Consider the following 25,365-nt stretch of genomic DNA (forward strand, 5'->3'; position numbering starts at 1 on the left):
TCTTGTCATTCATGTTAGCTTGCCATGTTGAAGACATACAGGCGGCGACGTGCACCTTCCTTCCCTTCCCATCCTCGCCATCCTGGCCCTCGGCCACCTCGCTGCGCACGCCGGCACGCAGGCTGACGCGGCGCCGGCGGAAACCGGCCAGTCCATCCACATCAACAGCATCCGCAATCCGGAATTGAAATCGTACCGCGTGATGGCGGCCGGCCTCGATGCCTTCGATGAATACCATGCGCTGGCGCCCGGGGCGCGCGAAGTGCGCTTCAAACTGGTCACGGGCAGCCGCGCGCCGGCGGACGCCATGCAGGACCTGGCCTTGCGCATCGCCGGCAACGAAACCTCGATTGCGCTGCCCCTGGCCGCCGACGGCAGTTTCACGCTGCCGCGCAGCGCGCAAGCGGACAGCGAGGATGCGGACCTGGTCACCAACAAGAAAAAGGGCAATTACCGCTGGCAGCCGTCCATTCACAGCGACGGCGTGCCGGCCGGCATGCGCCGCCTGGGCGACCTGCGCCTGCAATGCCAGGTGACGATTGCCATCGCCAAGAAAGAGATACCGTTCTGGGTACGCACCCTGGTCGGCACCCTGCTGCGCACCACCGACTGGTGCTCCGCCGAGCAGCTCAAGTTGGGCACCCGCAGCGATGTGCCTCTCGCCAGCGCCACCCTGCTCGATGGCGAGCGCCGCATCGCCCTGAAGGTGGAAAAGGAAGGCCGCTCCTTCCTGTCGCCCATCGGCGACACCCGCTATGCGGACGATACCCTGATCGAACTGGTCTACCAGCAGGATACCGCCGGTACGCCGTCCGCCGCCCCTTAGGGTTTGCGTCCAGCCCCGTTCCATGTCAGCATATGCCACCCTGGCACCACGGATAAGGATCGCAATGCCCCCCACTCTTACGCGCGCGCTGGCACTGGCGCTGCTGGCAGGCCATGGCTCCCTGGCATCGGCGCAGGCGCCAGTCACGCCGCCGACGCCTGGCTGCGAAGTCTGCGCCACCTGGAATGCAGACCAGGCGCCGTTCCGCATCTTCGGCAATACCTATTATGTGGGCGTAAAAGGCCTCAGTTCCGTGCTGGTGACGTCGCCGCAGGGCCACGTGCTGATCGACGGCGGCTTGCCGGAATCGGCGCCCAAGATCATCGCCAATATCGGCACGCTGGGTTTTCGCATCGAGGACGTCAAGCTGATCCTCAATTCGCACGGCCATATCGACCATGCGGGCGGCCTGGCCGAACTGCAGCGGCGCAGCAATGCGCTGGTGGCAGCCAGCCCGTCGGCGGCGCTGGACCTGGCGTCGGGCGAAGTGGGGCCGGACGACCCGCAATACCACGCGCTGCCCAAATACCCGCCCGTGAAGGACATGCGCCTGGCGCGCGACGGCGGCCAGTTCAATGTCGGTCCCGTCAACCTGACGGCGCACGCCACGCCTGGCCACACGCCCGGAGGCTTGAGCTGGACGTGGCAATCGTGCGACGGCCCCCGCTGCCTGAACATGGTCTACGCGGACAGCCTCAACGCCGTCTCGCGTCCCGGCTTCAAGTTCAGCGCCAGCAGCGAGTATCCGAACGCGGTGGCGGACTTGCGCCGCAGCTTCGAGACCCTGGAAAAACTGCCTTGCGACGTGCTCATTTCCGCGCATCCGGAGGCTGCACAGTTGTGGGAGCGGCTGGAGGCGAGCGCCACGGCCGGCAGCGACGCCTTTGTCGACCCGCAAGCCTGCCGCGCCTATGTGGCGGCGGCGCGCACCGTGCTCGACTCCCGGCTGGAACAGGAAAAGCAGCAGTGAACTTGCCAATGAGCTTGTCAACCGTGCACGCTGGCGCAGCGCCGATCTGCTACGCTGGCGCCATTCATTTAAAGAAGGAACCGCCATGTTCAAACTCGCCAGCCTGATTCCCCTCGCCGCCATCGTCGCCATCACCGCCGGCTGCGCGCAAACACCGGTGCGCAGCGACGCTGCCGCCGCCGCGCCAAGCGCCACCTCGCCAGCCAAGCCGGCGCCCAAGCTGACGGGCACGCAGTGGAAGCTGAAGGAATTGAAGGGCAAACAAGTGGTGCGCAAGGCGCCCGAGCAGCGCGAAGTGACCCTGCTGCTGGCTGAAGGCCGCGCCAGCGGCAACAGCGGCTGCAACCAGATGATGGGCGGCTACACCAGCGATGGCGTCAGCACCCTGAACTTTGGACAGCTGGCCGGCACCATGATGATGTGCCAGCCGCAGGACATGGACCTGGAACGCCTGCTGCTGACCACCCTGGGCGAAGTCAATGGCTACCGCTACGCCGACCAGGAATTGCTGTTGCTGAAGGATGGCGTGCCCGTGGCGCGCTATGAAGCGCTGACGGTAAAGTAAGGTCATCACAAAGCCACGAACCCTCTCCTGGCGCAAAGAGTGCCCGAAAAACGTTCAGGGCAAGGCGCAACGCCGCCATGGACGTTTTCTCGGCCACTATTCAATCGTTGCGCATCTGCGCCTGCGATACATTGCTTTCTGGCGGCACGCTCTGCGTCAGCCACACATTCCCCCCGATGGTCGATCCCGCGCCGATGGTGATGCGCCCCAGTACGGTCGCGCCCGCGTAAATCACCACGTCGTCCTCGACGATGGGGTGGCGCGGCGTGCCCTTGATCAGCGCGCCGGAAGCGTCTGCGGGGAAGCGCTTGGCGCCCAGGGTGACGGCCTGGTACAGGCGCACGCGCTGGCCGATGATGGCCGTCTCGCCGATCACGACGCCCGTGCCGTGATCGATGAAGAAGGAGGCGCCGATGTGGGCGCCCGGGTGGATGTCGATGCCCGTCAACGTGTGCGCGATGTCGGCGATCAGGCGCGCCAGGAAGGGCGCGCCGAGCGCATGCAGGCGGTGCGCGAGGCGGTGGTACAGGATGGCGATGGTGCCTGGATAGCACAGCATGATCTCCGCCACCGAGGTGGCGGCCGGGTCTCCCGCATACGCGGCCTGCACGTCCGACACCAGCAGGGCGCGGATATCGGGCAGGCTGGCGGCAAAGGCGCGCGTGATGTCGCGCGCCTGCTGCGCCAGGGCCGCGTCGTCGCTGGCGCCATCGCCTTCATCGCCGGCCGGCACGGAAAAGAGCAAGCCGCGCCGCACCTGTTCGCTGAGGCGGTTCAGGGTGGTGTTGAGGGTGTCGCCGACAAAATAGTCGATGCTTTCGTCCGTCAGGTTGGGCCGCCCGTAATGCGTGGGAAACAAGGCTGCCGACAGGCCGTTGACGATGGTGGTAAGGGCTTCGCGCGACGGCAGTTCGCGCACCCTGCCGTTATGGCGGATCTTGTGCTTGTCTTCGCGCGAGCTGCGCAAGGCCTGAATCACGGGCCCCAGGTTCCACTGGGCCGTGTCGTCGGCGGGCGCCGCGGGATAAATGCTGTGCATGGCGTATCACTTCCAGAAAAATGGCAAACAGGCCGGGTCGCCCCAGCTTAGCGGTGGTGACAAGCGATGCAAACGAAGAATTTCAAGATTCCATATGCGAAAAACGCATATGGATGGCAAAAAGGCCGGCGCCAAACCTGATTCCGGTCACTAGCGTAAAATGACGGACTAACAAAAACACTGTTCAACATGACTAAATTATTAACATGGATTTTGGCGGGCCTGGCGATGGTCGGACCGCTTGCAATTGACACCTATCTGCCGTCTTTCCCCGCCATCGCGCATGATTTCAATGCCAGCCCCCTGCTGGTGCAGCAAACCCTGAGCTTTTTCCTGTTCACGTTCGCCTTCATGATGCTGTTTTACGGCACCCTGTCCGACTCGTTCGGCCGCCGTCCCGTCATTCTCGTCTCACTGGTGCTGTATGTGATCGCTTCCGTGGGTGCCGCACTGGCGCCGTCGCTGGGCTGGCTGCTGGCCTGGCGCGTGCTGCAGGGCCTGTCGGCGGGCGCCGGCTCCGTCATCGGCCGCGCCATCGTGCAAGACCGCTACTCGGGTGCCGCCGCGCAGAAAATCCTCTCGCACATCATGATGGTGTTCGCGCTGGCGCCGGCCATCGCCCCCGTGCTGGGCGGCTGGCTGCAGGTGGGCCTGGGCTGGCGCTGGATATTCTGGTTCCTGACGGCCTTTGGCGTGCTGATGTTCGTCGTCGTCTGGCGCGCGCTGCCGGAAAGCCTGCCGAAGGAACAGCGCCACGCCTTCCACCTGGGCGACATCGCCATCAATTACTGGAAAGTGCTGTGCCACCGCCAGTTCCTGCTGCTGTCGACGGCCATCGGCGCCGCCTTTGGCGGCTTCGCCCTGTACATCGGTTCGGCCGCCTACTTCATCATCAACATCCTGCACCTGCCGGAAACGGCGTTCGCCTGGCTGTTCATTCCATTAATTAGCGGCATGGTGTTCGGTTCGGCCCTGTCGGCGAAAATCGCCCACCGCTACAGCCAGCGCCAGATGATCTGGACCGGCTTCATCCTGATGCTCATCGCCGCGCTGGTCAACATCGGCTACAACTACTTCTTTGCCGCCGAAGTGCCGTGGGCCGTGCTGCCATTGTTCTTCTACTCGTTCGCCCTGTCGATCGCCATGCCGCCGATGACCCTGATGGCCCTGAACCACTTCCCCAACAACAGCGGCCTGGCGTCGTCGATGCAGTCGTTCATCCAGATGCTGCTGTTCGCGCTGGTCTCGGGCCTGGTGGCGCCACTGCTGTTCGACAGCGCCCTGAACCTGGCGTATGGCGTGATGGCGGGGTTGCTGGTGAGTTTGCTGTGCTGGGTGTTTGCGCAGGGCAAGAAAGCGGAAGTGGTCAAGCAGTAACTTGTACAGCGGATTTTTCAGGACGGAAGCACCTGAAAAACGTTCAGGACAAGGCGCCGTGCCGCAGGCAGTACGCTAGTACGGCCAGGCGCGGCAACGCAGTCATGGACGTTTTCTCAGGCGCTCCTCAAGGCCAGGGGGCGGGCGTCACGTCAATATACTGCGCCCCGCCCTGCTCCGGCTCAGCCCCATCGCGCGTAATTGGCTGGTTCAGGGAACCGGCCGGCGAACGCAAGCTCAAGATTTCCTTGCGCGCCTCGACGAAGTCGGCGGAACTGAGCGGGTGTTCCTGGTCGGGCCAATGGCTGACGGCCCATTCCTGCAAGGTTTCAAAGCGCCGCCACAGTTCCGCGATGAATTCGCGGCGCGCCTCTTCCAGCTGTTCCGGTGTCTTTTCAATTGTTTCGCTGATATTGACTTCCATGGCCGTTCCCTCGCTGACAAGTTGTCTTGCCAGACTACGCAGGGATCAGCCAGGCGTCTGTTCGCGAACGAACACAGGATTTATTCGGGCATCTTGCGGAAACCCACGGCCAGGCGGTTCCAGGTATTGATGGAGCCGATGGCCAGGGTCACGTTGACCATTTCCGCCGGCGTCAATTGTTCCGCCAGCGCCGCATACACGTCATCGGGCGCCTGGCTTTGCGGCAGCAGGGTCAGCGCTTCCGTCCAGGCCAGCACGGCCCGCTCGCGCGGCGTGAAGAACGGCGTTTCGCGCCAGACGGACACGGCATACAGGCGGCGCTCCGTTTCGCCCGCCTTGCGCGCGTCGCTCGTGTGCATGTCCACGCAAAAGGCGCAGCCATTGATTTGCGAGGCGCGCAGGCGGATCAGCTCGAGCAGCGAGTGTTCCACGCCCAGCCTGGCAATCGCTGCTTCCAGCGCGTACATGGCCTTGACGGCGTCCGGCGAAGCTTGTGTAAAATCGAGTCGTTGCTGTGTCATGATGCATTCCTTGAGGGAGTAGAGATGCACCATTGTAGTAGCCCAGGAACAGCACGCGGCAGGCCAATCCCCCCGAAAAACAGCAGACCACCAGCAGATACTCCATGGAATTACATATCCTGATCGACGGCACGCGCGACCTGGGCGGCCAGCTGTACCGCCAGCTCAGCGAGGCCATCCGCTCGGGCCGGCTGACGGATGGACAGCAATTGCCCCCCTCGCGCCTGCTGGCCAGCCAGCTGGGCCTGTCGCGCAAGACGGTGTCCGACGTGTATGACAAGCTCGGTTATGAAAAGCTGCTGGTCGGCAAAGTGGGCGTGGGCAGCTTCGTGCAGACGCCGCACGCGTCGCCGCAGCGCCGCCACGCCAGCACGCCGCTGGCCAGCGCGCAGCGCATCGCCCGCTGGGAAGCGACGCCCACGCCCTTGCGCCGCGCCAGCCAGGAAGAGCCGGCGCGCTACGCCTTCATCGGGGGGCGCGCCACACCCGCGCACTTCCCGCAGGATGAATGGCGCGCCTGCATGCTGCACGCGCTGCGCCAGGGCGGCCAGGCGCGCGGCCGCTATGGCCCTGTCGCCGGCTTGCCGGCCTTGCGCGCGGCGATCGCCGGCCATGCCGCTTTCAGCCGAGGCATCCATTGCACCGAGGAACAAGTGCTCGTCACCAGCGGCGCGCAGCAAGCCTTGCACCTGCTGGCGCTGACCTTGCTGGAAGCAGGCGACACGGTTGCCGTGGAAGAACCCGGCTACCCGGTGGCGCGCGCCGTGTTCGCCAGCCAGGGCGCCCGCGTGGTGGGCATCGACGTGGACGAGGATGGCCTCATCGTCGGACAAATCCCGGACGGCACGCGGCTGATCTATGTCACGCCCGCGCATCAATTTCCGCTGAGCATGCCGATGAGCATGGCGCGCCGCCATGCCTTGCTGGAGCGGGCGCAGCAGCTGGGCGCCATCATCATCGAGGACGACTACGACAGCGCCTTCCGTTACGAAGGCCGGCCCGAAGATTCCCTGCAAAGCATGGACCGCTACGGCGTCGTCGCGCATGTGGGCAGCTTTTCCAAGATCATGCTGCCAGAATTGCGGCTCGGCTATGTTGTGCTGCCGCAAGCTATCGTGGCCGCCGTGGAAACGGTGAAATACCTGAGCGATTGCCACACGGCCAGCCTGGGCCAGCATGCGCTGGCCAAGTTCATCGGCGACGGCCATCTGCTGCGCCATATCCGCCGCTGCCACGATATCTATGCGGGGCGGCGCGAGCGGCTGCAGCACTGGTTCAACGGCCCGCTGTCGCCGTGGTTCCGCCTGGTGCCCGCCAGCGCCGGCTTCCACGTGGCGGCCCTGGCCCAGGCGCCGCTCGACATCGCCGAATTGCTGCGCCGCGCGCGCCTGGCCGACATCAGCCTGTATGCGTTATCGGGTTTTTACCATGGCGTGGCACGCCACGCAGGCCTGTTCCTCGGTTATGGCGCCATCGACAAGCTCGATATCGACACGGCGCTGGCCCAGGTGCTGGCGATCCTGCAAGAAATCGCTCCCCTGCCCCTCAGCGGGGTTGCCAACGATAGTGTCCCGTGATGGGATAGCTGAACAGAATATTTTCCTCGCGCGCGCCCTCGCCGATGTTGTGGATGATGAGCGGCACGCCGCTCCACGACTGCTTGTCGCTGACGATGCCGATGTGCGTGAGGTTGCGCGGCAGGCGCCAGGTGACGATGTCGCCCGCGCGGTAAGCGTTGGCTTCCTTGCTTGGCGGCAAGCTAGTGCCATGGCGGGCAAAGTAGGTGCCCAGGTTCGGCACGCGCCGATGATCGATATTGCGGTCCGGCCCCTTCATCTGCCAGCGCCCCTGCTGCTGGTACACCTGCCACGCCTTGCGCATGTCTTCGTGCACCAGCACCTGCAAATCCTGCCCCAGCTGGCGGTAGGCGCGCACCACCACGTCCGTGCACACGCCCCGTTCCAGCGGTACGTCGCCGCCCGGATAGGCAAGGCGTTCATAGCGCGGGTCGTACTGCAGGGTCACGCCCACCTGCTTGCGGGCGGCGATGACGAGGGCTTGCGGGGTGGCAGGAATGGCCGAGGCCAGCATGGGCGCCAGGGCAAGCATCAGGATGGAGAGCAGTTTGATTGGCATCAACGTCAATGGTCGGATGGAAATGCCAACTTTACCGCAGCGGCAAGGAAAACGGCGGACGCTTAGACGCCCGCCAGTTGCGCCAGATGGGCAGGAAAATCCACGGCCGGTCCCGCCGCATTGACGGTGTCGAAGTAATCGTGCCAGCCCGTGGCGGCGATGCCGGCCAGCAAGGCGTCCAGTGCCGCCTCGTCCGGGAAGCGCCAGACGGCATAAAATTGCTGGGCAGCCCCATGCAGCTTGCCGCCATCGATGGCGCCCATGGCCAGCGCTTCCGCGCCCGTGCCGGACAAGGCCGCCATGCCGGCGCCCACCGTGCCGAAATACGCCTGGCGCGCGGCGGCGTCGAGGGCCAGCCAGGCCGGTTTCGGGCTGTACAGTTCCAACAGATAATGCATGGTTTCTCCTTCAGTGATCAATCGTCAGGCCAGCGAGCGCTGGGCCCGCTTGCAGATGCGTTGCGTGGCGGCATTGGCACTTTCCAGCAGCCATTGCGCGCACAGGCTGCGCACCCAGTCCGGCTGGCTCTTGGCCGCATCGTTGAGCCAGTTGGCCACGGAATCCTGTACGTAGACGGCCGGATCGGCGCGCAAGGCGTGCAACACGGGCAAGGCCAGCTGCGGCTGTTCTTTTAACCGGGCAATATGCGCGCACCACACGCCGCGCGGACGCAGCGCTTCGCAAGCGAAACGGCGCAGGTGTTCCGACGGGTCAGCCGTCCACGGCGCCAGCAAGCGAATGGCGTCGTCAAGATGCGCCGCCAGATGGGGCCGCAGGGCCAGCCAGGCCCATTCGCGCACGCCGAAGTGCCCATCGTCGGCCAGCGGCCGCATGGCCGCCAGCCGTTGCGGCAAGGTCAAGCCGGTTTGGGCGGCGATGGCAAAGCAGACCCAGCCCCGTACCGTGTCGGAGGCATGGGCTTGCAGCAGCGCCAGGTCGGCGTTGGCTTCCAGCAGCAACTGCGCCGCCAGCGCCATGCGCCGGGTGATACCGGCTGCGGCATGCTCATGCATCTGATCCAGCCGAGCGGCGCCAATAGCGGGCACGGCCGCAGCCAGCAGCACGCTGAAATCGATGGCCAGCCCTTCCGTCAGGGTGGTACTGGCCACACTTCCCTCGTTCAGCAGGGCCAGGCGCGCGGGCGCGATGTCGGCGATGCCGCGGCTCATGGCGCGCCCTGCATTTCACCTCTATCCGTCTTGCGCCAGGCTTTTTCCAGCAGCGCACTCAGCAACTGCATTTCTTCCGGCGTGAAATCGGCAAACAGGCTGGCGATCCACTGCGCGTGTTCATCGACCAGGGTCGCGGCGGCCATGTCCCCCTTGGCGCTCAGGCGCACCAGCAGCTTGCGCCGGTCAGCCTGGTCCGCGTGGCGCGCCAGGAAACCACCGCGTTCCAGGCCGTCGAGCAAGCCCGTGATGGTGCCGCGCGTCACGCCGGCCCGCTCGGCCAGCTCGTGCGGCGACAGTCCGCCTGGCACGTCGCGCAGCAGGGACAACAGCACAAATTTTCCTTCCGACAAGCCATGCCGGCCCAGGCGCGCAGCGCAATCGCCATCGATGGCGGAGGCCAGGCCCAGCACTTCAAAGCACAGGCGCAAGCGCGCCGTCGACTGCGCCATGTCGAGACCGCTGGCGCGGCGCTGCACGTCGCCCAGCAAGGCCGTGTATTTCTGTTCGAGCTTTATCATATGGCGCAATATAATATGGCACCATATCAATTGTCAAATGGAAAAATGTGATGGTTTTCCTGTGCGTTTAGAAACGCGCCTTGTCCCTCGCCCAGGCGATGATGGCTTGCGCATCGATGGCGCCCGGCTGGCGCGCCACTTCCACGCCCCTGCGGAACAGGGCCAGCGTGGGAATGCTGCGGATATTGAAACGGCTGCCCAGGTCCGGCGACGCTTCCGTATTCACCTTGACGACGCGAAATGCGGGTTCCAGGGTCTTGGCGGCTTGCACATAGAATGGCGCCATGCTGCGGCACGGACCGCACCACGGCGCCCAGAAATCGACCAGCACGGGAATGTCGCTGCGTTCGATATGCTTGAGGAAGCGGGCGCTGGCCAGGTCCACGGGCTGGCCCGTAAATAAATCCTTCTGGCACTTGCCGCACGTGGGCTGTTCGATCAGGCGCGCCGCCGGCAAGCGGTTGACGGCGTCGCAATGGGGGCACACGATGTGCAGGGAGTCTGGCGTGGTCGAGGTCATGGCATTCCTGGAAAGAGTAGCGTACAGTTGCCGGACATTTTACGGCGTATCGTGCAGCGCCGTCGGCACGCTGGCGGCACTTGTCCGCAGAGTCCACTATAGTGTGCTGAAACGTGTGATGAAACGGCGCGCACATTGCCGGGCCGGCCAAGGAAAACAATGCCTGATGTCGCAGAAAACATGGAATTGAGCACCGAACTCGCTGCCGCCCTGCGCTTGCAGCGCGCCGCCTGCCTGGCCCACCCCGTGCCGACCCTGGCCGAGCGCAAACGCGACCTGCACACCTTGCAGCGCTTCATCCGCGACCACAAGGAAGCGCTGTGCACGGCGATCAGCGCCGACTACGGCAACCGTTCCCGGCACGAAACCTTGCTGGCGGAGATCTTTCCCGCCATCGATGGCATCGCCCATGTATTAAAACACTTGAAAAAATGGATGCGGCCGCAGCGCCGCGGCGTGGACTGGCGCAGCTTTCCTGGCGCCCGCAACCGCGTGATGCCGCAGCCGCTGGGCGTGGTGGGCGTCATCGTGCCGTGGAATTTTCCCGTGAACCTGAGCCTGGTGCCCTTGACCTACATCTTCGCCGCCGGCAACCGCGCCATGGTCAAGATGAGCGAAAACTCGCGCCACCTGGCGCGGCTGCTGATCGACACCATGCCCGCCTACTTTCCGCCGGAAAAGCTGCAGTTCTTTGACGAAACGGGCGGCGTGGGCATGGAATTTTCGCAACTGCCGTTCGACCACCTGCTGTTTACGGGTTCCGGCCAGACGGGCCGCGCCGTCATGGCGGCCGCCGCGCGCAATCTGTGCCCCGTCACGCTGGAGCTGGGCGGCAAGGCGCCGGCCATCGTCTGCGCCGATTTCGACGTGCGCACGGCAGCCGAGCGCATCCTGTTCGTCAAGTTCCTGAACGCGGGGCAAATCTGCACGTGCGTCGACCACGCCTGGCTGCCCGAGGCCAGCATTCCTGCCTTCGTCGAACACGCACGCGCCATCGTGCCCACGCGCTACCCGCGGCTGGACACGCCCGACTACACTTCCATCATCGACGAGGCCGCCTTTGAGCGCCTGCTGCAGGCGCTCGACGACGCACGCGCACGGGGCGCGCAAGTGATTTCGCTGTTGCCGGGGCCCGCCTACGACCGCGCCACGCGCAAGATCGCGCCGCACATCGTGCTCGACGCCCCCGAAGACAGCCTGCTGCTGACGCGGGAAATCTTCGGCCCCATCCTGCCGCTGCGCGGCTATGCCAGGCTGGACACCGTGATCGACAGCATCAATGCGGGACCACGGCCGCTGGCCATCTATCCGTTCAGCAACAAAACAGACACGGTGCAGCTGCTGATCGACCGCGTGATGTCGGGCGGCGTGTCCGTCAACGACGCCCTGTATCACGTGGGCCAGCACGACCTGCCCTTCGGCGGCGTGGGCGAATCGGGCATGGGCCACTACCACGGCGTCGAAGGCTTTCACACCTTCAGCAAGCTGCGGCCCGTGTTTTACCAGGCCCGCTACAGTGCGTTGAAACTGCTGTGGCCGCCGTATGGCAAGCTCGCCAGCCGCGTGCTGGCCTTCCTGACCCGCTGATTACAGGAACAGCGAGGCGGCGATGGCCCACATGACGAGCGCAATGATGCCGTCGAGCACGCGCCAAGCCATGGGCTTGGCAAACACGGGCGCCAGGTAGCGGGCGCCAAAGCCCAGCAGGAAGAACCACAGGGCCGAAGCCATGATGGCGCCGCCGGCAAAGTAGAAGCGTCCCACGCCTTCATGCTGGCCGCCGATCGAACCGAGCAGGATGACCGTATCGAGGAAGGCGTGCGGGTTCAGCAGGCTGAACGCCAGCGCCGCGCCGATCACGGCCCAGTAGCCTTCCGGCGACTTGGCAGCCGACACCGTCAGTGCCGTTGGGCGCCAGGCGGACTTGGCGGCGCGCAAGCCATACGCGATCAGGAAGGTGGCGCCGCCGGCCTTGGCCCACAGCAGGAAATTGGGGTTGTCTGCAATGAAGGTGCCCATGCCGGCCACGCCGGCCGTGATCAAGATCGCATCGCACACCAGGCAGACCAGGATGCAGGTGAGCACGTAGTGACGCTTCAAGCCCTGCTTGAGCAAGAAGGCGTTTTGCGTGCCGATGGCAACGATCAGGCTCGCCCCGAGCCCCATGCCTTTCAAGAAGATTGCGCTGTCCATATCGATTCCTTTATTGCTTTCCATCACGCGCACGGCCGCCCACGCTCTGCCGGCAACGGCAAAGTCATCAAAGGTAGGTGGAGGGTGTAGCGGTACCAGCAGGACCGCGCGGGAGAGTGGAGTTGTTACCCTATTTCAACAGTGTAAAGAAAAAGTAAATATAAGTATAATGAATGATTCTAACCATATATAAGAGAAACTTATGCGCGTCGTCGATTACCGTGGATTGGCCGCCCTCGACGCCGTGATCGGCCTGGGCAGCTTTGAAAAGGCCGCGCAGGCGCTGGCGATCAGCCAGCCGGCCGTGTCGCAGCGCATCCGCACCCTGGAAAACCTGGAAGGCACTTTATTGATCATCCGCAGCCACCCGCCCCTGCCCACGGAAGCGGGCCAGCGCCTGATCGCCCATTACCGGCAAGTCAAGCTGCTCGAAGCGGCGCTCGACGCCCAGCCCGGCCCCACCACGCATTTGCCGGAACTGGCCATCGCCGTCAACGCCGACAGCGCCGCCACCTGGATCCCGGAAGCGCTGGGACCGCTGCTGTCGCCGCCGTCCTGCCTGCTCGATATCCGCCTCGACGACCAGGACCACACCCTGAGCCAGTTGCGCGAAGGGCGCGTATTTGCCTGCGTCACCAGCGCCAACGACCTGGTGGCCGGCACCACGGCCACGCCGCTGGGCGGCATGCGCTACCTGTGCGTGGCCTCGCCCGCGTTCGCGCAGCAATGGTTTCCCCACGGTTTTACGGTGGAAGCCGTCAGCCAGGCGCCCGCCATCACGTTCGGCAGCAAGGATGCGCTGCACGAGCGCTACCTGCAGCACCGCCTCGGCTACACGGGCCGCTATCCGCACCACGTGCTCGGTTCGGCGCGCGACTTCGTGCGCTTCATCGAAGCGGGCTATGCTTACGGCATGGTGCCTTTGCTGCAGGCGGAAACGGCGCTGGCTGCCGGCAGGCTGGTCGACGTGGCGGCCGGGCAGGCGCTCGACGTGCCCCTGACCTGGCATGCCTGGGATATCCAGACCCCGCTCACGCGCACCCTGTCGGACGCCGTCATCGCCACGGCGCGCAAATGGCTGTTGCAGGATTGATTGACGCATGCCACATTTATCTATGCTATACAGCAACTTCCCCGTGTGCGCCCTGCCCTGCCTGGCCTACACTGCAAGCATCAACCCTCACCATCAGGAGCTGGCATGACGATCCTGCGCACCACCCTGCTCGGTTTGCTGGCGGCCATCCCGCTGGCTGCCGGCCTGGCCGCCTGCTCGCCCTTGATGGCCATCAATGCCTTTTCGTCCGGCAGCGCCTCGCACGTGACACGCGGCCTGGCTTACGGCCCCCTGCCACGGCAAAAGCTCGACGTGTACGCCCCCAAGACCCGCACGGGGCCCGTGCCCGTGGTGGTGTTCTTTTATGGCGGCAACTGGACGACGGGCGAGCGCGCCGACTATGCCTTCGTGGGCCATGCGCTGGCGGCGCGCGGCTATCTGGCCGTGATCGCCGACTACCGGCTGTATCCGGACGTGCACTATCCCGAAATCCTGCAGGATGCGGCCCGCGCCGTGGCCTGGGCCGCGATGGAGTCGAGCCGCCATGGCGGCGACCCGACGCGCCTGTTCGTCATGGGCCATAGCGCCGGCGCCTACAATGCGGCGATGGTGGCGCTCGACGCCAGCCTGCTGGCGCGCCACGGCATGCACCCGCACGACTTGCGGGGCTGGATAGGCCTGGCCGGCCCCTATGATTTCTTGCCGATCGAAAACACCACCACCCGGCCCGTCTTCTTTTACCCGGACACGCCCGCCGCGTCGCAACCCATCCACCACGTGACGGCCGCAGCCCCGCCCGCCCTGCTGATCGCCCCCCTGCCCGGACAGGATAAACTGGTCGATCCGCGACGCAACACGGGCGGCCTGGCCAAGGCCTTGCGGACGCTTGCCAGGCCCGTGACGGAAACATATTTCGACCACGTGGGCCACGCCACCCTGGTCGCCACGCTGGCCGCGCCCTTGCGCAGGCTGGCGCCCACCCTGGACGCCGTCAGCGCCTTCATCGACGCCAACAGCGGAAGCGGGAGCGGTGACGCGGTCTTGTCCGCCGTCTCGCCGAAGACAGCCGTGCCGGCAAGCATCACCGTGCCCACCCGCTCACCTGGCGCGGCCACGCCGGCCTCTGAACTGCACGCATACGACAAAACGCCCGCCCCGTGAAGGGCGGGCGCTCTGCCCAAAACCAGGAGGCACGATGCTGCGTGCCGGCTGGCCGCAGCTCAAGGCTCGGCCCTCGCGAAGCGGCTCAGCCGCAAGCAGTCTCGTGCTTACTCTTTACGGCTGGCGCTGCTGCTCTTGCTTTGTGCGGAACCCGCTTGCGATACGCTGCCGCTGGCCGAGCCTTCGCTGCCGGCCGACTGCTGGCTGCCCTGGTGGCTGCCGCTTTGCAGGCTTTGGCCGTCACGGCTTTGCGCGCCCCGTTGCTGGTCGCGGCTGGCGCCGTTTTGCTGATAGGCCTGGAACGGTTCAGCGATGCGTTGCATGGCTTCCTGCTGCTTGCGCACGTTTTTCTCCGTTTCTTCCGACGCCGTGCGGGCCACTTCTTCGGCCAGCGCCTTGGCAGTACGGCTCGTTTCATTCACATGACGCTCTGCCACGTTGGCCAGTTCGACCTGCGTATCGGCTGCCAGGCGCGACACCTGTTGCTGGTACTTGCGCAGTTGCTCGGCGGCTGGCTGGCCCGCCGCGGCAGCCACCTGGAACACATCTTCAGCGCGCTCGGCCGTCAGCAGGTTCTGGCTGGTGACTGCGGTTTCTTCCAGCAAGCCTTGCGCCAGTTGCATGTTCAGGTCGCTGAAGTGCTGCACCGACTGGAACAGCGACTTCGACAGCCCATTGAAAAAAGCCAGTTGCGCTTCCAGGTGGTTTTTGGCGGCGGGGGTAACACTACGGGAATATGGATACATGGAGTTCCTCATTAAATAGCGGTTGGGTGGACATAAACAGATGGCGACACCACCGGCTGTCGAACGGTGAGGAAGACGGCCGGGCTACGCCACGAAACGCGAAAAAACATATCCGATTGGTGGGACGATGCTTTGCAACGCGAGTCCCAAGGCTACGTGAGCACCGCAGTTGAGGGATGATCTGGATCAAAGGTGCGCTAGGCTGCGCAGAAAGTTTTGGCTGGACGGCTTGCCTTTGGCAAACGTCAGTGACGTGACGGGAAATCTGTGCCAGGCACGCTCAGCCTGGCAAGACGGGCTTGTAGCCACGGCTGCGCAGCGAGGCTTCCAGCCAGCGGTTGCCATACCAGCCGCGCGCCAGCAGGTAACTGAGCTCCGCGGCGGCCATCAGCAGCATCATCGGGCCGATGCGTAGTTCGGTGGCCAGGTGGCTGCCAAACCACAGGCAGGCATCCATGGCCAGCATGAGCAGCAACAACCACCAGCGGCGCTTGGCGACGGCCCAGAACGAGCCCAGCAAAAGGGCCGGCCAGGAAAAGCCCGCTTTCACATAGGCATAGCGGCCGGCATCGTCGGCAAACAGGGTGGCGCTGTGCTTCATGCTGCTCTCTTCAGGTAATGACCGGCGTCAAGGTTCGGGATGGTGGCAGACGGCTTCGACATTGTGACCGTCGGGGCCCAGCACGAAGGCGCCGTAGTAATTCGGGTGATAGATTTCGCGGATACCGGGGGCGCCGTTATCCTTGCCGCCCGCTTTCAGTGCGGCCTGGTAAAAAGCATCCACCTGGGCGCGGTTAGCCGCCGCGAAGGCGAGATGCATGCCGGCATGCGGCGCGCCACCCACGCCGAACCAGAAATCGGGCTTGCCATCCTTGCCCAGGCCAACCCAGCCCTGCACTTCCATCACCACCGATACGCCCAAGGGCGCCAGGGCGGCCGAAAAGAAGGCCTTGCTGGCCTGTGCATCGCTGACATTCAAACCGATGTGATCAAGAATCATGCTGGTGCTCCCTGAAGGTAGTGGAATGGGGAATACAGTATGCGCCAACATTGCCTTTTAGGCAAGCATAACTGCAGACCCGGCACTGCGGTTCCAGGGAGCGCCACGCGCCTCGCCTAGCGCAGGTTGCCCGTATGCCCCAGCGAATAGCGGCCCGGCTGCGGCCACACGGTCAGGCCGTGCGGCTCCTGGCCGACTTTCACTTTGGAAACGTCGCCACTGTTCGTATCGATACGGTACACCACGTCGTCGAAACGGCCGGACAGCCACAGATATTTACCATCGGCACTCACATTGCCCATGTCGGGGCTGCCGCCGCCGGGGATCGGCCAGTTCGACACGACTTTTTCCGTGGCGAAGTCGATCACGCTGACGCTGCCCTTGCCCTTCGGCTTGCCATGGATGCGGTGCGTGCCGCGGTTGGCCACGTACAACTTTTTACCATCACGGCTGGGGTACAGGCCGTGCGCGCCCACGCCCGTCTGGATGAAGCCGATTTCCTTCAGGGTAGCGCCATCGACGATGTGTACGCCGTCGGCGTCCATGTCGGCGATAAAGAATTTCTTGCCGTCCGGCGAGATGCGTATGTCTTGCGGCATGCCCTTCTTGACGCTGCAGATTTCATTCGCCGGGCCGCCCACGGGGCCGGACTCGGCAAAGCGCTTGGCCGGCATCTGCAGTTTCAAATAACCATCGACCTTGCGGCCCACCAGGTCGATCTTGGCGATGGTGCCGTCGAATTCGCAGGTGAACATGGCGTAGCGGCCGTCATTGGAAAAATCGGCATGGTTGATGCCGCCGCACTGGGGCGTGTCGATCGAATACTGCACGGCCATGGTCTTCGGATCGCGGAAATCGAGGCGGTGGCGCGCTTCGGCCACGACGATGGCCGACTTGCCGTCCGGCGTGTAATACATATTGTAGGGATCATCGACGGGCACTTCCTTGCCCGGCTTGCCCGTCAAGGGATCGATCGGCGTCAAGCTGCCCTTGTCCGTGCGCTCGGCATTGTTCGCCACCCACAGGGTGCGCAAGTCCCACGACGGCACCACGTGCTGCGGGCCGCTGCCGACCTTGAACTTGTCGACCACTTTCAGGCTGTCCTGGTCGATCACATACACGTCGTTCGAGCGCAGGTTGGGCACGTACACCCGGCGCAAGTGATCCTTGACGACGGGACTCATATTGCTGCTGGCGATGCTGCCATACACGTTTTTCGGGTCCACCAGCGGCGGCATGCCCGGCAGCGGCGAATAGGTTGCGGCCGGTGCTGCAGCGGCCGGGGCCGGCGTACTGGCGCCGATGACCTGGCTGGCCACGCCCAGGCCGGCCAGTGCGGCAGCCAGGGCGGACAAGGTGACGATGGTGCGTCGTTGAGATTTTTTCATGTGATTTCGCGTCGTTTCGTTGCAAAAGCCGGAAGTTCAGCACTTCCAGCGGAATTATTTAGGTCGTTGCAGCAGCTGCCTGATGGCGGCCACCGAGGTGTCCACCTGCAGCTTGATGCCGATCTGACCCAGTTCAGCCGTGGCACGGGTCGCGTCGCCGCGCACGCCGTCCGCCACGCCAGGCTTGGGTCCGTGGGCCATGGCCTCGCTGCGCACGAGCGACGGGTCCGTCGCCAGCATCAGCGCCGCGTCCGCCAAACCGGCATGCAGGCCGATCTCGGCGCTGCTGTGGCCGCGCTTCTGCAGTTCGGCAATATAGGCCGATTGCGTGATGTCATAGTAATCGAGCAAGGCGTAAGCGCGCGCTTCCTTGCCGGCGGAAGCCTTGCCCCAGGCGCGGTTGAGCTTATTCGCCACGTTCTGCTCGTTCTTTTGATAGCCGCCATGGTCGCCGAGAAAAATGATGTCGCGGAAACCATGCTGGCGCAGGCTGGCGGCCGCCCCTTCCAGCACGGCTTCGAAGGCCGCTGGCGGTATCGAGATCGTGCCGGCAAAGCGCATGTGGCCGGCCGGCGGGGTAATACTGCCTTCCGGCACGTAGGAAACGACGGGCGCGACGATGGTATTGCCCAGCTTTTGCGCAATCTGCCGCGCCAGCAGCCCGGCGCGCACATTGTGCTTGCCCAGCGCGATGTACGGCCCGCTCTGCTCGACGCCGCCAATCGGCACCAGCACGGTGGTGGCGCCATGGTCGATACGGCTGCGCAACTCCGTGCTGGTCAGTTCTTCCAGCATGACGCTGCCGCTGGCTGGCGTGGCCGCCATGACGGGCGCCGTGAGCAGCAGGCATGAAAACGTCAGGACGAACAGGGAAACGAGGGGCTTGCGTGAAAGGCGGAGCGTGGATGGCGCGCAAGGCGCCGTTCGCTGGGGGAACTGCAGAGTCATAAGCCAACATCTTTCCGAGGTCAAAGCGTGGTGCCGTGCCCGGCCTTGCCAGGCAAGCTGGCTGCCACGCAAGAATTGTATTCCATCATGACGGGAACGGCACGTTAATTTGCTGCAGTGCTTTGCAAGGAATTGACGAGGGGAAACTATCTATCAGGCTGTAGTCGCGTCCGCCCTGCCCGCCTCGCCATCATGGAGCGTTTCGTTGCGCTTCTCGGCATAGGCCTTCAGCGAAAGCATCGTCCTGGGAAGCCCGTCCCTGACTTGCCTGGCAACGCCTGGGCCGAACAGAAAGGCAAGCGCTCCCGTAAACCACACGCGGTGAACGACTTCCGACCCGCCATTGACGGCGGCAACCGTGTGCTCGAAGTGGATGCGGAACAGGGGGATGTGGCCCTCGACGGTGAACGAGCGGCCGGCAGTGCGCTCCGTGACCAGCAGCGGAATGCCCATGCCCTTGCTGGGAACGATCCTGCCATGCGTCCCCACCGCGAACGGCCCATTGAGCCGGGCTTGCTTTGTATCCGGATCCCACAGGTGCCATCGGTCGACCTCGCTCCAAATCTGGTCGACGACCTTGGGCGGGACTGCAATGTGGATGCTTTCTTTGATTTGCATCAATTGGGAATCTCCCTATCATTGTGGTGAAAGTAACTGGGTCTGCTATCCGGCGCCGCGCTGTGTCTGCATATTGGCCTGCGGCATAGCATTCATCACGCAATATCGCCATGCCATTGCGCCAATTCAAAGATACTCCGCCAGCAGGAACAAATGCCGCAGCTTTTTCTTTGCCTCGACAAAAAATATATCTGCTGGAATTGAAGGATACACTGTTTTTTTATCATGCCAATAGAATTAGATTCTGGTTATACTGGTCGCAGATAAAGCCGGGCCATGATGACAGCCTTGTTTGGCGCCAGGATCAAGCGATGCACCGGATTCGACCGCGCTGCTCGCCATAACCACGAGCATATGAAACTTTGAGAAATGATGAACACAGCACATTGGCGGGTTCAAGAACTACAGCATCACTCAGCGGATATCGCCTGGCTGAATGCCGAGGATGCCCGCCGCGCCTATGAGATAGCAGGCCTTCACGACTCGAAGACGCATCTCGGCCTGAACGCTAACACCGTTGATTCGATCGAGCGATTCGCATCCGGAGAGGATGCTGCCATCGCAAGCCAATGGTTACGTGCCCGTGTGCCGGGAAACCAGCAGCTCATCGTCGTGTTTGGAGAGGACGAATGTTTCTTGTGCAGCAGTGTGTTCCTGGTCGAGAATTGGTCGGATATTTTTGTCCCTTCACGTGACGACGCAATGGTTTATTCGAAGGACACGCCGCTTATCCTGTTTTACTGCCACGAGAATGAATTCGAAGTGGGGCAGCGAATTATCTTTGATTAACAACCGAGTTAGGCCAAGAGCAGCCTCTCAAAATTGAATACGAAAAACACATGGAACAAAAAGCTGCCACCACCTTATTAATGTTTCTGACACCGTTTGTTGCATGGGCCTTCCATGGCTTGGGAGAAGTGCTAAACAAGCACTTGGGAAGAAACGCTGTAAACGGCGCCTCTGTCTACAACTGGCTATCGCTAGCCATTGCCGCTCTGCCAGCATTGGCAAATAACCCTCAGGCCTTTGGAAGGCTTTTAGCGGCATTTTCCATATCCTGGATTGTGGGTGTGTCGCTCTCAAAAAAACATAAACGAAGCCACTTGGCGAATGCTGTAAAGACAACTGATGCTTAGAACTATGCCGCCTTCGGGTGATTCAGTCAGTAACCGGCCAAAAGCGGCCATTCACGTTGCGGTGACAATGCGTGATTTTTTCCACTTGGTAATTTATTATTCTATTGGACTGCTGTTGGCGATCACCACCGTTCATTCATCTCGTCAGCAGGTTAGCTTGACATCAATTGGACAGGCGAGACTACTCTCGGGAAAGTATGATATTTTTTAAAATTGCTGTGTTGTTGTTTGCTATCGTTTTTGGAATACCGAACCAAATCATCGACTACAAGCATCGAAAGAAAAAGGCATATGAACCAGGCGATGCCTGGGCATATTATTCGAAGCTCAGCAAGGAAGGGAGCGCTGAGGGCAAGTTCATGATGTACTCAACCTACTGTGGAATCGGCCTCATCGTCGCAGTCATTGTATTCCTCGCATATCGGCTGTTCACGGCTTAGGCGCTCGTCCGCAATCGGCCACAAGCGGTCATTCACGGCAGCGTGACAATTTGTGAGTCTTTCTGCTTAGCAATCCGCTATGCTCTGGTGCCGCTATCATCCAGAAGCAACCGTTCAGGAGCATTAAAGTAGGTTGCTCGGACGTATCGCTAAGTCGACTTCCCAACGTATTTAAACCATCCAACCTAGATAAAACTCATGGAAAACAACGCCCCAAACGTGCTTGTCTCATTTCTTCCGCTAGTATTCATGTCGCTAATGATGGCAGTTTCTGCTTATCTTCTAGCAAAGGATAAAGGACGGAACGCAGTGCTTTGGACAGTTCTATCGTTGATTCCAATCGTGAACTTCGCTTGCATCTGGTATTTCATTGGGGCGTCTAATTTGAAGCTTGAGCGTAAGCTCGATGCATTGATGGTCCAGCTCAACGGAACGGCGATGAAATCGTAGGTGTGGAATCGGCCAATACCAGACGTTACGTGATGGAGAAATACACTCATACGCTTGTGACTGGGCTATTCGTAGCTGGCTTTTTGACGTTGGGGCAAGCTACAAGAAGTTGGTAGTAGGCCCACTAGATGTCTCAATCCGCTTCAATCCAACATTCAAGACAGAAATGCGAAAAATAAATTTGCCTATGGCCTGCATCAAGTTGATAAGCCTCCTGCTTTTGGCCGCCGTTGCCAGCTGCGGCGGCGGTGGTTCCGCTCCCACCAATACCCCCGCGGCGTCAAACGCGCCATCTATTTCTGCCCAGCCATTGAGCATTTCTGCCCCTGAGGGCGGCAGTGTTACTTTTTCCGTGACTGCCACCGGCACAGCGCCCCTTAGTTACCAATGGCAGCGTAACGGTAGCAACGTGGTTGGCGCCACCTCCGCGCAATACATGCTGCAAGTGCAGGTGAGTGATAATGGCACCCTGTGGACGGTTATCGTGCGAAACAGCGCGGGAAGCATCACCAGCTCCGCCGCCAAACTGACCGTGGCAAGCAAGTCATTGCTGGCGGGCGCCATAGCAGGTAACAGCTTCAATGACCACGTCGAGATCAAAGGTATCGCTGTGGATGACAATGGTGCCATCTACTTATCCGACCGAGCAGACGACAGTCATTTGCGGGTGGTGACACAACAAGGCGTGTCACACATGCTGACATTGACAGCCGCCGCCGGTGATGCCACTGCGCAGCTGTCGCGGGTGGTCTCGCTGACACGTGATGCCATGGGAAACTTTTACGCGACCGACCAAGGCTGCGCGATACACAAGATCAGCCCCGCAGGTCTGTTGACTACGCTGGCCGGCAGTTCCAGCTGCGGCGCGGCAGATGGCAAAGGAACAGCCGCCAGCTTTGACTCCATGCTGGCGATTACTGTGGATGCCAGCGGCAGTGTCTATGTGGGCGGAGGGACCTCCATCCGCAAAATCACTCCTGACGGCACTGTCACCACCTTGGCTGGCATCTCGCGGACATATGGTACGTCCGACGGCGATGCCAAGTCCGCGCGTTTCGGCGGCATCAGTGGCATCGCGGTGGATACCGCCGGAGCGATTTATGTCGCCGATGCCGGCAGCAATATCAATGGCATCGTTGGCAGCCGGATCCGCAAGTTGACCCCTGCCGGGATCGTATCTACGCTGGCTGGCGGCAGCGCCTACGGCTTCGCCGACGGCGCGGGTGCGGTGGCCACCTTCAGCTCCCTGAACGGCTTAACCATCGATAAGCAGGGCAATCTGTTTGTCGCTGACGAGGGAAATCATACGATCCGAAAAATTACCCCGGCAGGCGTCGTATCGACGCTGGCAGGCACCGCCTCACAACTGCGTCCTGCCGTGGCTGATGGCATCGGTGCGGCTGCGCGATTCAACTTGCCATACGGGCTGGCCGTGGACGGCGCTGGCAATGTATACGTGTCAGATTCCAATCCCGGCCTGCAGCTCAATGGCGTGCGTAAGATTACCCCAGCGGGGGAAGTCACCACCATCACCGGCAGCAATGCTGGCATTGGAGTCACAGACGGCTTGGCCAGCGAGGCCCGCTTCGCCGGGCCACAAGCGATCGCTTTGCACAGCGACGGCACCCTCTTTGTCGCTGATACCGGCAATCAGTTGATACGCAGGGTCAGCGCTGTCGGGGTCACTAGCACCTTGGCAGGCAACCCGGGCCATGGCTCCTTCCTGAGTTCGGGCGATGGCACCGGCGCGCAGGCGACATTTGCACAGCCCGCCGGTATCGTTGTAGGCAGTGATGGCGTCGCCTACATAGCCGACGCCATTCGTAACACCATCCGCAGGGTCGGCAATGACGGAGTCGTGACCACTTTGGCCGGTAGTTACGAAAACAGGAGCCGGCCCACTGATGGCCAGGGCGCCAAAGCAGGATTCTCCAGCACCAACGGGATTGCGATTGATGGCAACGCTACTTTATACGTCGCAGACTATCAATCCGTCCGCAAGGTCGATGCCAACGGCAACGTCACTACGCTGACAGGCACTCTGGGGAGCGGGAGCGGAGGCACTGCCGACGGCAGCTTGGCACAGGCGCGCTTCGGCTACCTGAGGGCGATAGCCTTTGACGCCAGCGGCAATTTGTACCTGACGGATTCGCTCAATCACAATGTGCGCAAGATCACGCCAGCCGGTGTCGTGACCACGCTGGCCGGAACAACTGGCGTCGCCGGCGACGCGGACGGCAGAGGCAGCGCTGCAAGCTTCAACGGGCCGCATGGCATCGCACTTGATAAGGCTGGCAATGTATATGTCGCCGATACGAAGAACAACCTTGTACGGAGAATTAGTACCAGCGGCGAGGTCACCACGGTGGCTGGCACGCGTGGATTGACCGGCAACACGCTCGGCACCTTCGCTGGTGCCCTGAATCGGCCGATGGGGCTGGCATTCGACGCCAACGGTGCCTTGCTGGTGACATCAGCGAATGGCGTCTTCAAGCTGCCACTTTAAGGAAGTTATAGGGCCGCCGCCCTTGTGCATTGGCGGCGTCAGGTTCGGCCTTAAAAGGTGGCGTTGCGATCATTTTGACACGCGGGACAGTGTCAGCTTCGAAGGATACGCGACAGGCGGCTTTTGGGCGGCTTCAGGCGAGAGTGAGAGTCTGTGATTTTTGCAGTTGGACAAGCTGCTATGCTGAGCGCTGTCGACCGAGTTCGGCCAAAAGCCGACATTGGCGAGTGCAAGACACATTGCAAGACTAGTGCAAATAAGGCAACCTTAGTAAATCTTTGCGCTTCATGTTTATTTGCTTCAATTGGTTGCCGCGCGAACGTTCCTTCTATCCAATCCCGTGGAACCTGATGAAGAAAATACTGCTGTCCATTGCACTACTGTTCTTTTCCTGTACCGGCAACACACAAGAACCTCGTCCTTTGACGATCGGTTTTACCCAAACGATTCCCTCCGCCATCCTGAAGGCCGAGCGCACGATATGGGTTCATCTACCTGAAGGCTACAAGGCCGATGGCGCCGAACGTTATCCGGTGATTTATGTGCTGGATGGGAAGGATCAATTTCAAGCACTGGTAGCGGTGATCGAACACCTGAGTGGCGAAAACCTGATGCCCAAGATGATTGTCGTTGGCATCCTGCAGGACGACAGGCTGGCGGAGCTTACTTTCGGCAAGGATATGGAATTTCCGGACTCCGAAGGCAAGGGGGAGCAATTTCTCGACTATATAGAGAAAGAGCTGATCCCCCATATTGACGCGAAGTTCCGTAGTGCACCGTATCGCACATTTGTCGGGCACTCCGTGGGCGGTTTGACTGTGGTGCATACTCTGGTGCATCGTCCGCAGCTGTTTAACAGCTATATCTCGCTGGAAGGCGCGCTCTGGTGGAACAAACATCATGTTGTTAAAGAGGCAAAAAACGTGCTGGGCCAGCCGTCCTACGAAGGCAAGACCCTGTTCATTGCCATGGCCAATCATCTGGAAACCAAACCCAGTCTCCAGCAGGTGCGCAAGGATAAAAGCAGCGACACCGAGCTGATTCGGGCCAATCTCGAACTGATCGATGATTTTGCCAAACACAAAGGTACGGCTTTGCGCCTGGGGCAACAGTATTATCCGGACGATTCACACAGTTCCCTGACGCTACAGGCGCAGTATGATGCCTTGCGATTCACTTTTGACAACTACCGCTTGAAATTCTATAGAAGCCAGGTAGACAATCCTGGCTTTGACGTGGTACAGCGCCACACCGCCCATTATCAGGCGCTGGCGAAAAAGATGGGCTATCGCATCCAACCGGACAGTGCTGAGCTGGTCAAGAACGGATATGCTTTCTTGAATCGCAAACAATATGAGCGAGCCGCCTACTTTTTCCAACAGCTGGAGCAATACTATCCGAATGATCCCAATACCTATGACTGCCTGGGCGATCTATATTCCGCCATGGGCGACAAGCCAAAAGCCGTCGAAAGCTTCAGGAAAGGGCTGAGCCTGGGTGACATGAAGGAAACTCGGGACAAGCTCGGCGCGCTGCTGAGCGGGAAATAATCGTTTGAGGCGGCATGACCCCAACAACGTTGACCTGGGGTTGGCAGAGTAACGCGGCCGACTTCGGCCAAAACCGGACGTCCTTTAAAAGCATAGTCTTACAGACG

Annotated in this window: 27 protein-coding genes; 12 read left to right on the forward strand and 15 right to left on the reverse strand. The window is 61.9% G+C overall.

What is annotated here, in order from left to right:
- Window positions 1-49 precede the first annotated feature (49 nt).
- The 3 genes from O3300_RS13755 (at window position 50) to O3300_RS13765 (ending at window position 2,361) form a co-directional block, all read left to right on the forward strand.
- A complete protein-coding gene (locus O3300_RS13755; RefSeq protein WP_305053259.1) occupies window positions 50-826 on the forward strand; it encodes a hypothetical protein in 777 nt (258 codons plus the stop codon).
- A 64-nt stretch (window positions 827-890) separates the two neighbouring features.
- The gene (gene bla, locus O3300_RS13760) at window positions 891-1,796 is read left to right on the forward strand and encodes a subclass B3 metallo-beta-lactamase (RefSeq protein WP_305053260.1); all 906 of its coding nucleotides are present in this window, start codon (window positions 891-893) and stop codon (window positions 1,794-1,796) included.
- Window positions 1,797-1,881: 85 nt separating this feature from the next.
- Complete coding sequence (locus tag O3300_RS13765) at window positions 1,882-2,361, forward strand: META domain-containing protein (RefSeq protein WP_305053261.1); 480 nt, start codon at window positions 1,882-1,884, stop codon at window positions 2,359-2,361.
- Between the two features lie 100 nt (window positions 2,362-2,461).
- On the opposite strand, the gene epsC is transcribed toward O3300_RS13765, so the two are convergent.
- Window positions 2,462-3,400, reverse strand: a complete 939-nt coding sequence (gene epsC / locus O3300_RS13770) for a serine O-acetyltransferase EpsC (RefSeq protein WP_077402556.1) — start codon at window positions 3,398-3,400, stop codon at window positions 2,462-2,464.
- A gap of 189 nt (window positions 3,401-3,589) precedes the next feature.
- On the opposite strand from epsC, the gene O3300_RS13775 reads away from it, so the two are divergent.
- A complete protein-coding gene (locus O3300_RS13775) occupies window positions 3,590-4,777 on the forward strand; it encodes a multidrug effflux MFS transporter (RefSeq protein ID WP_099664575.1) in 1,188 nt (395 codons plus the stop codon).
- Window positions 4,778-4,904: 127 nt separating this feature from the next.
- Here O3300_RS13775 and O3300_RS13780 read toward each other — a convergent pair whose 3' ends face one another.
- Together O3300_RS13780 and O3300_RS13785 are read right to left on the reverse strand one after the other, a co-directional pair.
- Complete coding sequence (locus O3300_RS13780; RefSeq protein WP_305053262.1) at window positions 4,905-5,201, reverse strand: hypothetical protein; 297 nt, start codon at window positions 5,199-5,201, stop codon at window positions 4,905-4,907.
- Between the two features lie 80 nt (window positions 5,202-5,281).
- Window positions 5,282-5,722 carry a carboxymuconolactone decarboxylase family protein gene (locus tag O3300_RS13785; RefSeq protein ID WP_035817618.1) on the reverse strand — a complete coding sequence of 147 codons (441 nt, stop codon included), beginning with the start codon at window positions 5,720-5,722 and terminating at the stop codon, window positions 5,282-5,284.
- Window positions 5,723-5,826: 104 nt separating this feature from the next.
- Between O3300_RS13785 and O3300_RS13790 the strand changes: the two genes are divergently transcribed.
- Window positions 5,827-7,299: a PLP-dependent aminotransferase family protein gene (locus tag O3300_RS13790; protein ID WP_305053263.1), complete on the forward strand. Its 1,473-nt coding sequence runs from the start codon at window positions 5,827-5,829 to the stop codon at window positions 7,297-7,299.
- Here O3300_RS13790 and O3300_RS13795 read toward each other — a convergent pair.
- From O3300_RS13795 to trxC, 5 genes are all read right to left on the reverse strand, one after another.
- Complete coding sequence (locus tag O3300_RS13795) at window positions 7,268-7,858, reverse strand: DUF1287 domain-containing protein (RefSeq protein WP_305053264.1); 591 nt, start codon at window positions 7,856-7,858, stop codon at window positions 7,268-7,270. The two genes, O3300_RS13790 and O3300_RS13795, sit on opposite strands and share 32 nt — an antisense overlap.
- A gap of 62 nt (window positions 7,859-7,920) precedes the next feature.
- On the reverse strand, window positions 7,921-8,256 hold the full coding sequence (locus tag O3300_RS13800) for a DUF6616 family protein (RefSeq protein ID WP_305053265.1): 336 nt from the start codon (window positions 8,254-8,256) through the stop codon (window positions 7,921-7,923).
- 24 nt (window positions 8,257-8,280) lie between these two features.
- Window positions 8,281-9,027 carry a DNA alkylation repair protein gene (locus O3300_RS13805; protein WP_305053266.1) on the reverse strand — a complete coding sequence of 249 codons (747 nt, stop codon included), beginning with the start codon at window positions 9,025-9,027 and terminating at the stop codon, window positions 8,281-8,283.
- Window positions 9,024-9,545, reverse strand: a complete 522-nt coding sequence (locus O3300_RS13810) for a MarR family winged helix-turn-helix transcriptional regulator (protein WP_305053590.1) — start codon at window positions 9,543-9,545, stop codon at window positions 9,024-9,026. The genes O3300_RS13805 and O3300_RS13810 overlap by 4 nt, the downstream gene beginning before the upstream one ends.
- A gap of 70 nt (window positions 9,546-9,615) precedes the next feature.
- Window positions 9,616-10,068, reverse strand: coding sequence for a thioredoxin TrxC (gene trxC, locus O3300_RS13815; protein ID WP_099664582.1), 453 nt, complete (start codon window positions 10,066-10,068; stop codon window positions 9,616-9,618).
- A gap of 159 nt (window positions 10,069-10,227) precedes the next feature.
- Here trxC and O3300_RS13820 point away from each other — a divergent pair, with 159 nt between their 5' ends.
- Complete coding sequence (locus O3300_RS13820; protein WP_305053267.1) at window positions 10,228-11,655, forward strand: coniferyl aldehyde dehydrogenase; 1,428 nt, start codon at window positions 10,228-10,230, stop codon at window positions 11,653-11,655.
- Here O3300_RS13820 and O3300_RS13825 read toward each other — a convergent pair whose 3' ends face one another.
- A complete protein-coding gene (locus O3300_RS13825) occupies window positions 11,656-12,261 on the reverse strand; it encodes a LysE/ArgO family amino acid transporter (protein WP_034785705.1) in 606 nt (201 codons plus the stop codon).
- 202 nt (window positions 12,262-12,463) lie between these two features.
- Between O3300_RS13825 and O3300_RS13830 the strand changes: the two genes are divergently transcribed.
- Both O3300_RS13830 and O3300_RS13835 read left to right on the forward strand, forming a co-directional pair.
- A complete protein-coding gene (locus O3300_RS13830; protein WP_034785706.1) occupies window positions 12,464-13,354 on the forward strand; it encodes a LysR family transcriptional regulator ArgP in 891 nt (296 codons plus the stop codon).
- Between the two features lie 105 nt (window positions 13,355-13,459).
- A complete protein-coding gene (locus tag O3300_RS13835) occupies window positions 13,460-14,476 on the forward strand; it encodes an alpha/beta hydrolase (protein ID WP_305053268.1) in 1,017 nt (338 codons plus the stop codon).
- Between the two features lie 107 nt (window positions 14,477-14,583).
- Here O3300_RS13835 and phaP read toward each other — a convergent pair whose 3' ends face one another.
- The 6 genes from phaP to O3300_RS13865 all read right to left on the reverse strand — a co-directional run bounded on the left by phaP (window position 14,584) and on the right by O3300_RS13865 (window position 19,176).
- Complete coding sequence (phaP, locus tag O3300_RS13840; protein WP_251351145.1) at window positions 14,584-15,222, reverse strand: phasin family protein; 639 nt, start codon at window positions 15,220-15,222, stop codon at window positions 14,584-14,586.
- A 280-nt stretch (window positions 15,223-15,502) separates the two neighbouring features.
- Window positions 15,503-15,823: a hypothetical protein gene (locus tag O3300_RS13845; RefSeq protein WP_289899024.1), complete on the reverse strand. Its 321-nt coding sequence runs from the start codon at window positions 15,821-15,823 to the stop codon at window positions 15,503-15,505.
- Between the two features lie 27 nt (window positions 15,824-15,850).
- On the reverse strand, window positions 15,851-16,222 hold the full coding sequence (locus O3300_RS13850) for a VOC family protein (protein ID WP_305053269.1): 372 nt from the start codon (window positions 16,220-16,222) through the stop codon (window positions 15,851-15,853).
- Between the two features lie 116 nt (window positions 16,223-16,338).
- Window positions 16,339-17,610, reverse strand: a complete 1,272-nt coding sequence (locus tag O3300_RS13855) for a YncE family protein (protein ID WP_251351144.1) — start codon at window positions 17,608-17,610, stop codon at window positions 16,339-16,341.
- A 54-nt stretch (window positions 17,611-17,664) separates the two neighbouring features.
- Window positions 17,665-18,435 carry a creatininase family protein gene (locus tag O3300_RS13860; RefSeq protein WP_305053270.1) on the reverse strand — a complete coding sequence of 257 codons (771 nt, stop codon included), beginning with the start codon at window positions 18,433-18,435 and terminating at the stop codon, window positions 17,665-17,667.
- 276 nt (window positions 18,436-18,711) lie between these two features.
- Window positions 18,712-19,176, reverse strand: coding sequence for an SRPBCC family protein (locus O3300_RS13865; protein ID WP_251351143.1), 465 nt, complete (start codon window positions 19,174-19,176; stop codon window positions 18,712-18,714).
- 369 nt (window positions 19,177-19,545) lie between these two features.
- Here O3300_RS13865 and O3300_RS13870 point away from each other — a divergent pair, with 369 nt between their 5' ends.
- The 4 genes from O3300_RS13870 (at window position 19,546) to O3300_RS13885 (ending at window position 25,258) form a co-directional block, all read left to right on the forward strand.
- On the forward strand, window positions 19,546-19,965 hold the full coding sequence (locus O3300_RS13870) for a hypothetical protein (RefSeq protein WP_305053271.1): 420 nt from the start codon (window positions 19,546-19,548) through the stop codon (window positions 19,963-19,965).
- Window positions 19,966-20,015: 50 nt separating this feature from the next.
- Window positions 20,016-20,312, forward strand: a complete 297-nt coding sequence (locus tag O3300_RS13875; RefSeq protein WP_305053272.1) for a hypothetical protein — start codon at window positions 20,016-20,018, stop codon at window positions 20,310-20,312.
- A gap of 1,056 nt (window positions 20,313-21,368) precedes the next feature.
- Entirely contained in the window at window positions 21,369-23,708 is a 2,340-nt protein-coding gene (locus O3300_RS13880) for an SMP-30/gluconolactonase/LRE family protein (RefSeq protein ID WP_305053273.1), read from the forward strand.
- A 350-nt stretch (window positions 23,709-24,058) separates the two neighbouring features.
- Complete coding sequence (locus O3300_RS13885; RefSeq protein WP_305053274.1) at window positions 24,059-25,258, forward strand: alpha/beta hydrolase-fold protein; 1,200 nt, start codon at window positions 24,059-24,061, stop codon at window positions 25,256-25,258.
- Window positions 25,259-25,365: the final 107 nt, after the last annotated feature.

The sequence above is a fragment of the Janthinobacterium sp. SUN206 genome (genome assembly GCF_030587305.1).
Classification (GTDB): domain Bacteria; phylum Pseudomonadota; class Gammaproteobacteria; order Burkholderiales; family Burkholderiaceae_D; genus Janthinobacterium; species Janthinobacterium kumbetense.

What these genes read in the sequence shown, in the direction of transcription:
- bla (WP_305053260.1), top strand. Translation starts at nt 891, where the DNA reads ATGCCCCCCACTCTTACGCGCGCGCTGGCACTGGCGCTGCTGGCAGGC.
- O3300_RS13765 (WP_305053261.1), top strand. Translation starts at nt 1,882, where the DNA reads ATGTTCAAACTCGCCAGCCTGATTCCCCTCGCCGCCATCGTCGCCATC.
- epsC (WP_077402556.1), bottom strand. Translation starts at nt 3,400, where the DNA reads ATGCACAGCATTTATCCCGCGGCGCCCGCCGACGACACGGCCCAGTGG.
- O3300_RS13775 (WP_099664575.1), top strand. Translation starts at nt 3,590, where the DNA reads ATGACTAAATTATTAACATGGATTTTGGCGGGCCTGGCGATGGTCGGA.
- O3300_RS13780 (WP_305053262.1), bottom strand. Translation starts at nt 5,201, where the DNA reads ATGGAAGTCAATATCAGCGAAACAATTGAAAAGACACCGGAACAGCTG.
- O3300_RS13785 (WP_035817618.1), bottom strand. Translation starts at nt 5,722, where the DNA reads ATGACACAGCAACGACTCGATTTTACACAAGCTTCGCCGGACGCCGTC.
- O3300_RS13790 (WP_305053263.1), top strand. Translation starts at nt 5,827, where the DNA reads ATGGAATTACATATCCTGATCGACGGCACGCGCGACCTGGGCGGCCAG.
- O3300_RS13795 (WP_305053264.1), bottom strand. Translation starts at nt 7,858, where the DNA reads ATGCCAATCAAACTGCTCTCCATCCTGATGCTTGCCCTGGCGCCCATG.
- O3300_RS13800 (WP_305053265.1), bottom strand. Translation starts at nt 8,256, where the DNA reads ATGCATTATCTGTTGGAACTGTACAGCCCGAAACCGGCCTGGCTGGCC.
- O3300_RS13805 (WP_305053266.1), bottom strand. Translation starts at nt 9,027, where the DNA reads ATGAGCCGCGGCATCGCCGACATCGCGCCCGCGCGCCTGGCCCTGCTG.
- trxC (WP_099664582.1), bottom strand. Translation starts at nt 10,068, where the DNA reads ATGACCTCGACCACGCCAGACTCCCTGCACATCGTGTGCCCCCATTGC.
- O3300_RS13820 (WP_305053267.1), top strand. Translation starts at nt 10,228, where the DNA reads ATGCCTGATGTCGCAGAAAACATGGAATTGAGCACCGAACTCGCTGCC.
- O3300_RS13825 (WP_034785705.1), bottom strand. Translation starts at nt 12,261, where the DNA reads ATGGACAGCGCAATCTTCTTGAAAGGCATGGGGCTCGGGGCGAGCCTG.
- O3300_RS13830 (WP_034785706.1), top strand. Translation starts at nt 12,464, where the DNA reads ATGCGCGTCGTCGATTACCGTGGATTGGCCGCCCTCGACGCCGTGATC.
- O3300_RS13835 (WP_305053268.1), top strand. Translation starts at nt 13,460, where the DNA reads ATGACGATCCTGCGCACCACCCTGCTCGGTTTGCTGGCGGCCATCCCG.
- phaP (WP_251351145.1), bottom strand. Translation starts at nt 15,222, where the DNA reads ATGTATCCATATTCCCGTAGTGTTACCCCCGCCGCCAAAAACCACCTG.
- O3300_RS13845 (WP_289899024.1), bottom strand. Translation starts at nt 15,823, where the DNA reads ATGAAGCACAGCGCCACCCTGTTTGCCGACGATGCCGGCCGCTATGCC.
- O3300_RS13850 (WP_305053269.1), bottom strand. Translation starts at nt 16,222, where the DNA reads ATGATTCTTGATCACATCGGTTTGAATGTCAGCGATGCACAGGCCAGC.
- O3300_RS13855 (WP_251351144.1), bottom strand. Translation starts at nt 17,610, where the DNA reads ATGAAAAAATCTCAACGACGCACCATCGTCACCTTGTCCGCCCTGGCT.
- O3300_RS13860 (WP_305053270.1), bottom strand. Translation starts at nt 18,435, where the DNA reads ATGGCGGCCACGCCAGCCAGCGGCAGCGTCATGCTGGAAGAACTGACC.
- O3300_RS13865 (WP_251351143.1), bottom strand. Translation starts at nt 19,176, where the DNA reads ATGCAAATCAAAGAAAGCATCCACATTGCAGTCCCGCCCAAGGTCGTC.
- O3300_RS13870 (WP_305053271.1), top strand. Translation starts at nt 19,546, where the DNA reads ATGATGAACACAGCACATTGGCGGGTTCAAGAACTACAGCATCACTCA.
- O3300_RS13875 (WP_305053272.1), top strand. Translation starts at nt 20,016, where the DNA reads ATGGAACAAAAAGCTGCCACCACCTTATTAATGTTTCTGACACCGTTT.
- O3300_RS13880 (WP_305053273.1), top strand. Translation starts at nt 21,369, where the DNA reads ATGCGAAAAATAAATTTGCCTATGGCCTGCATCAAGTTGATAAGCCTC.
- O3300_RS13885 (WP_305053274.1), top strand. Translation starts at nt 24,059, where the DNA reads ATGAAGAAAATACTGCTGTCCATTGCACTACTGTTCTTTTCCTGTACC.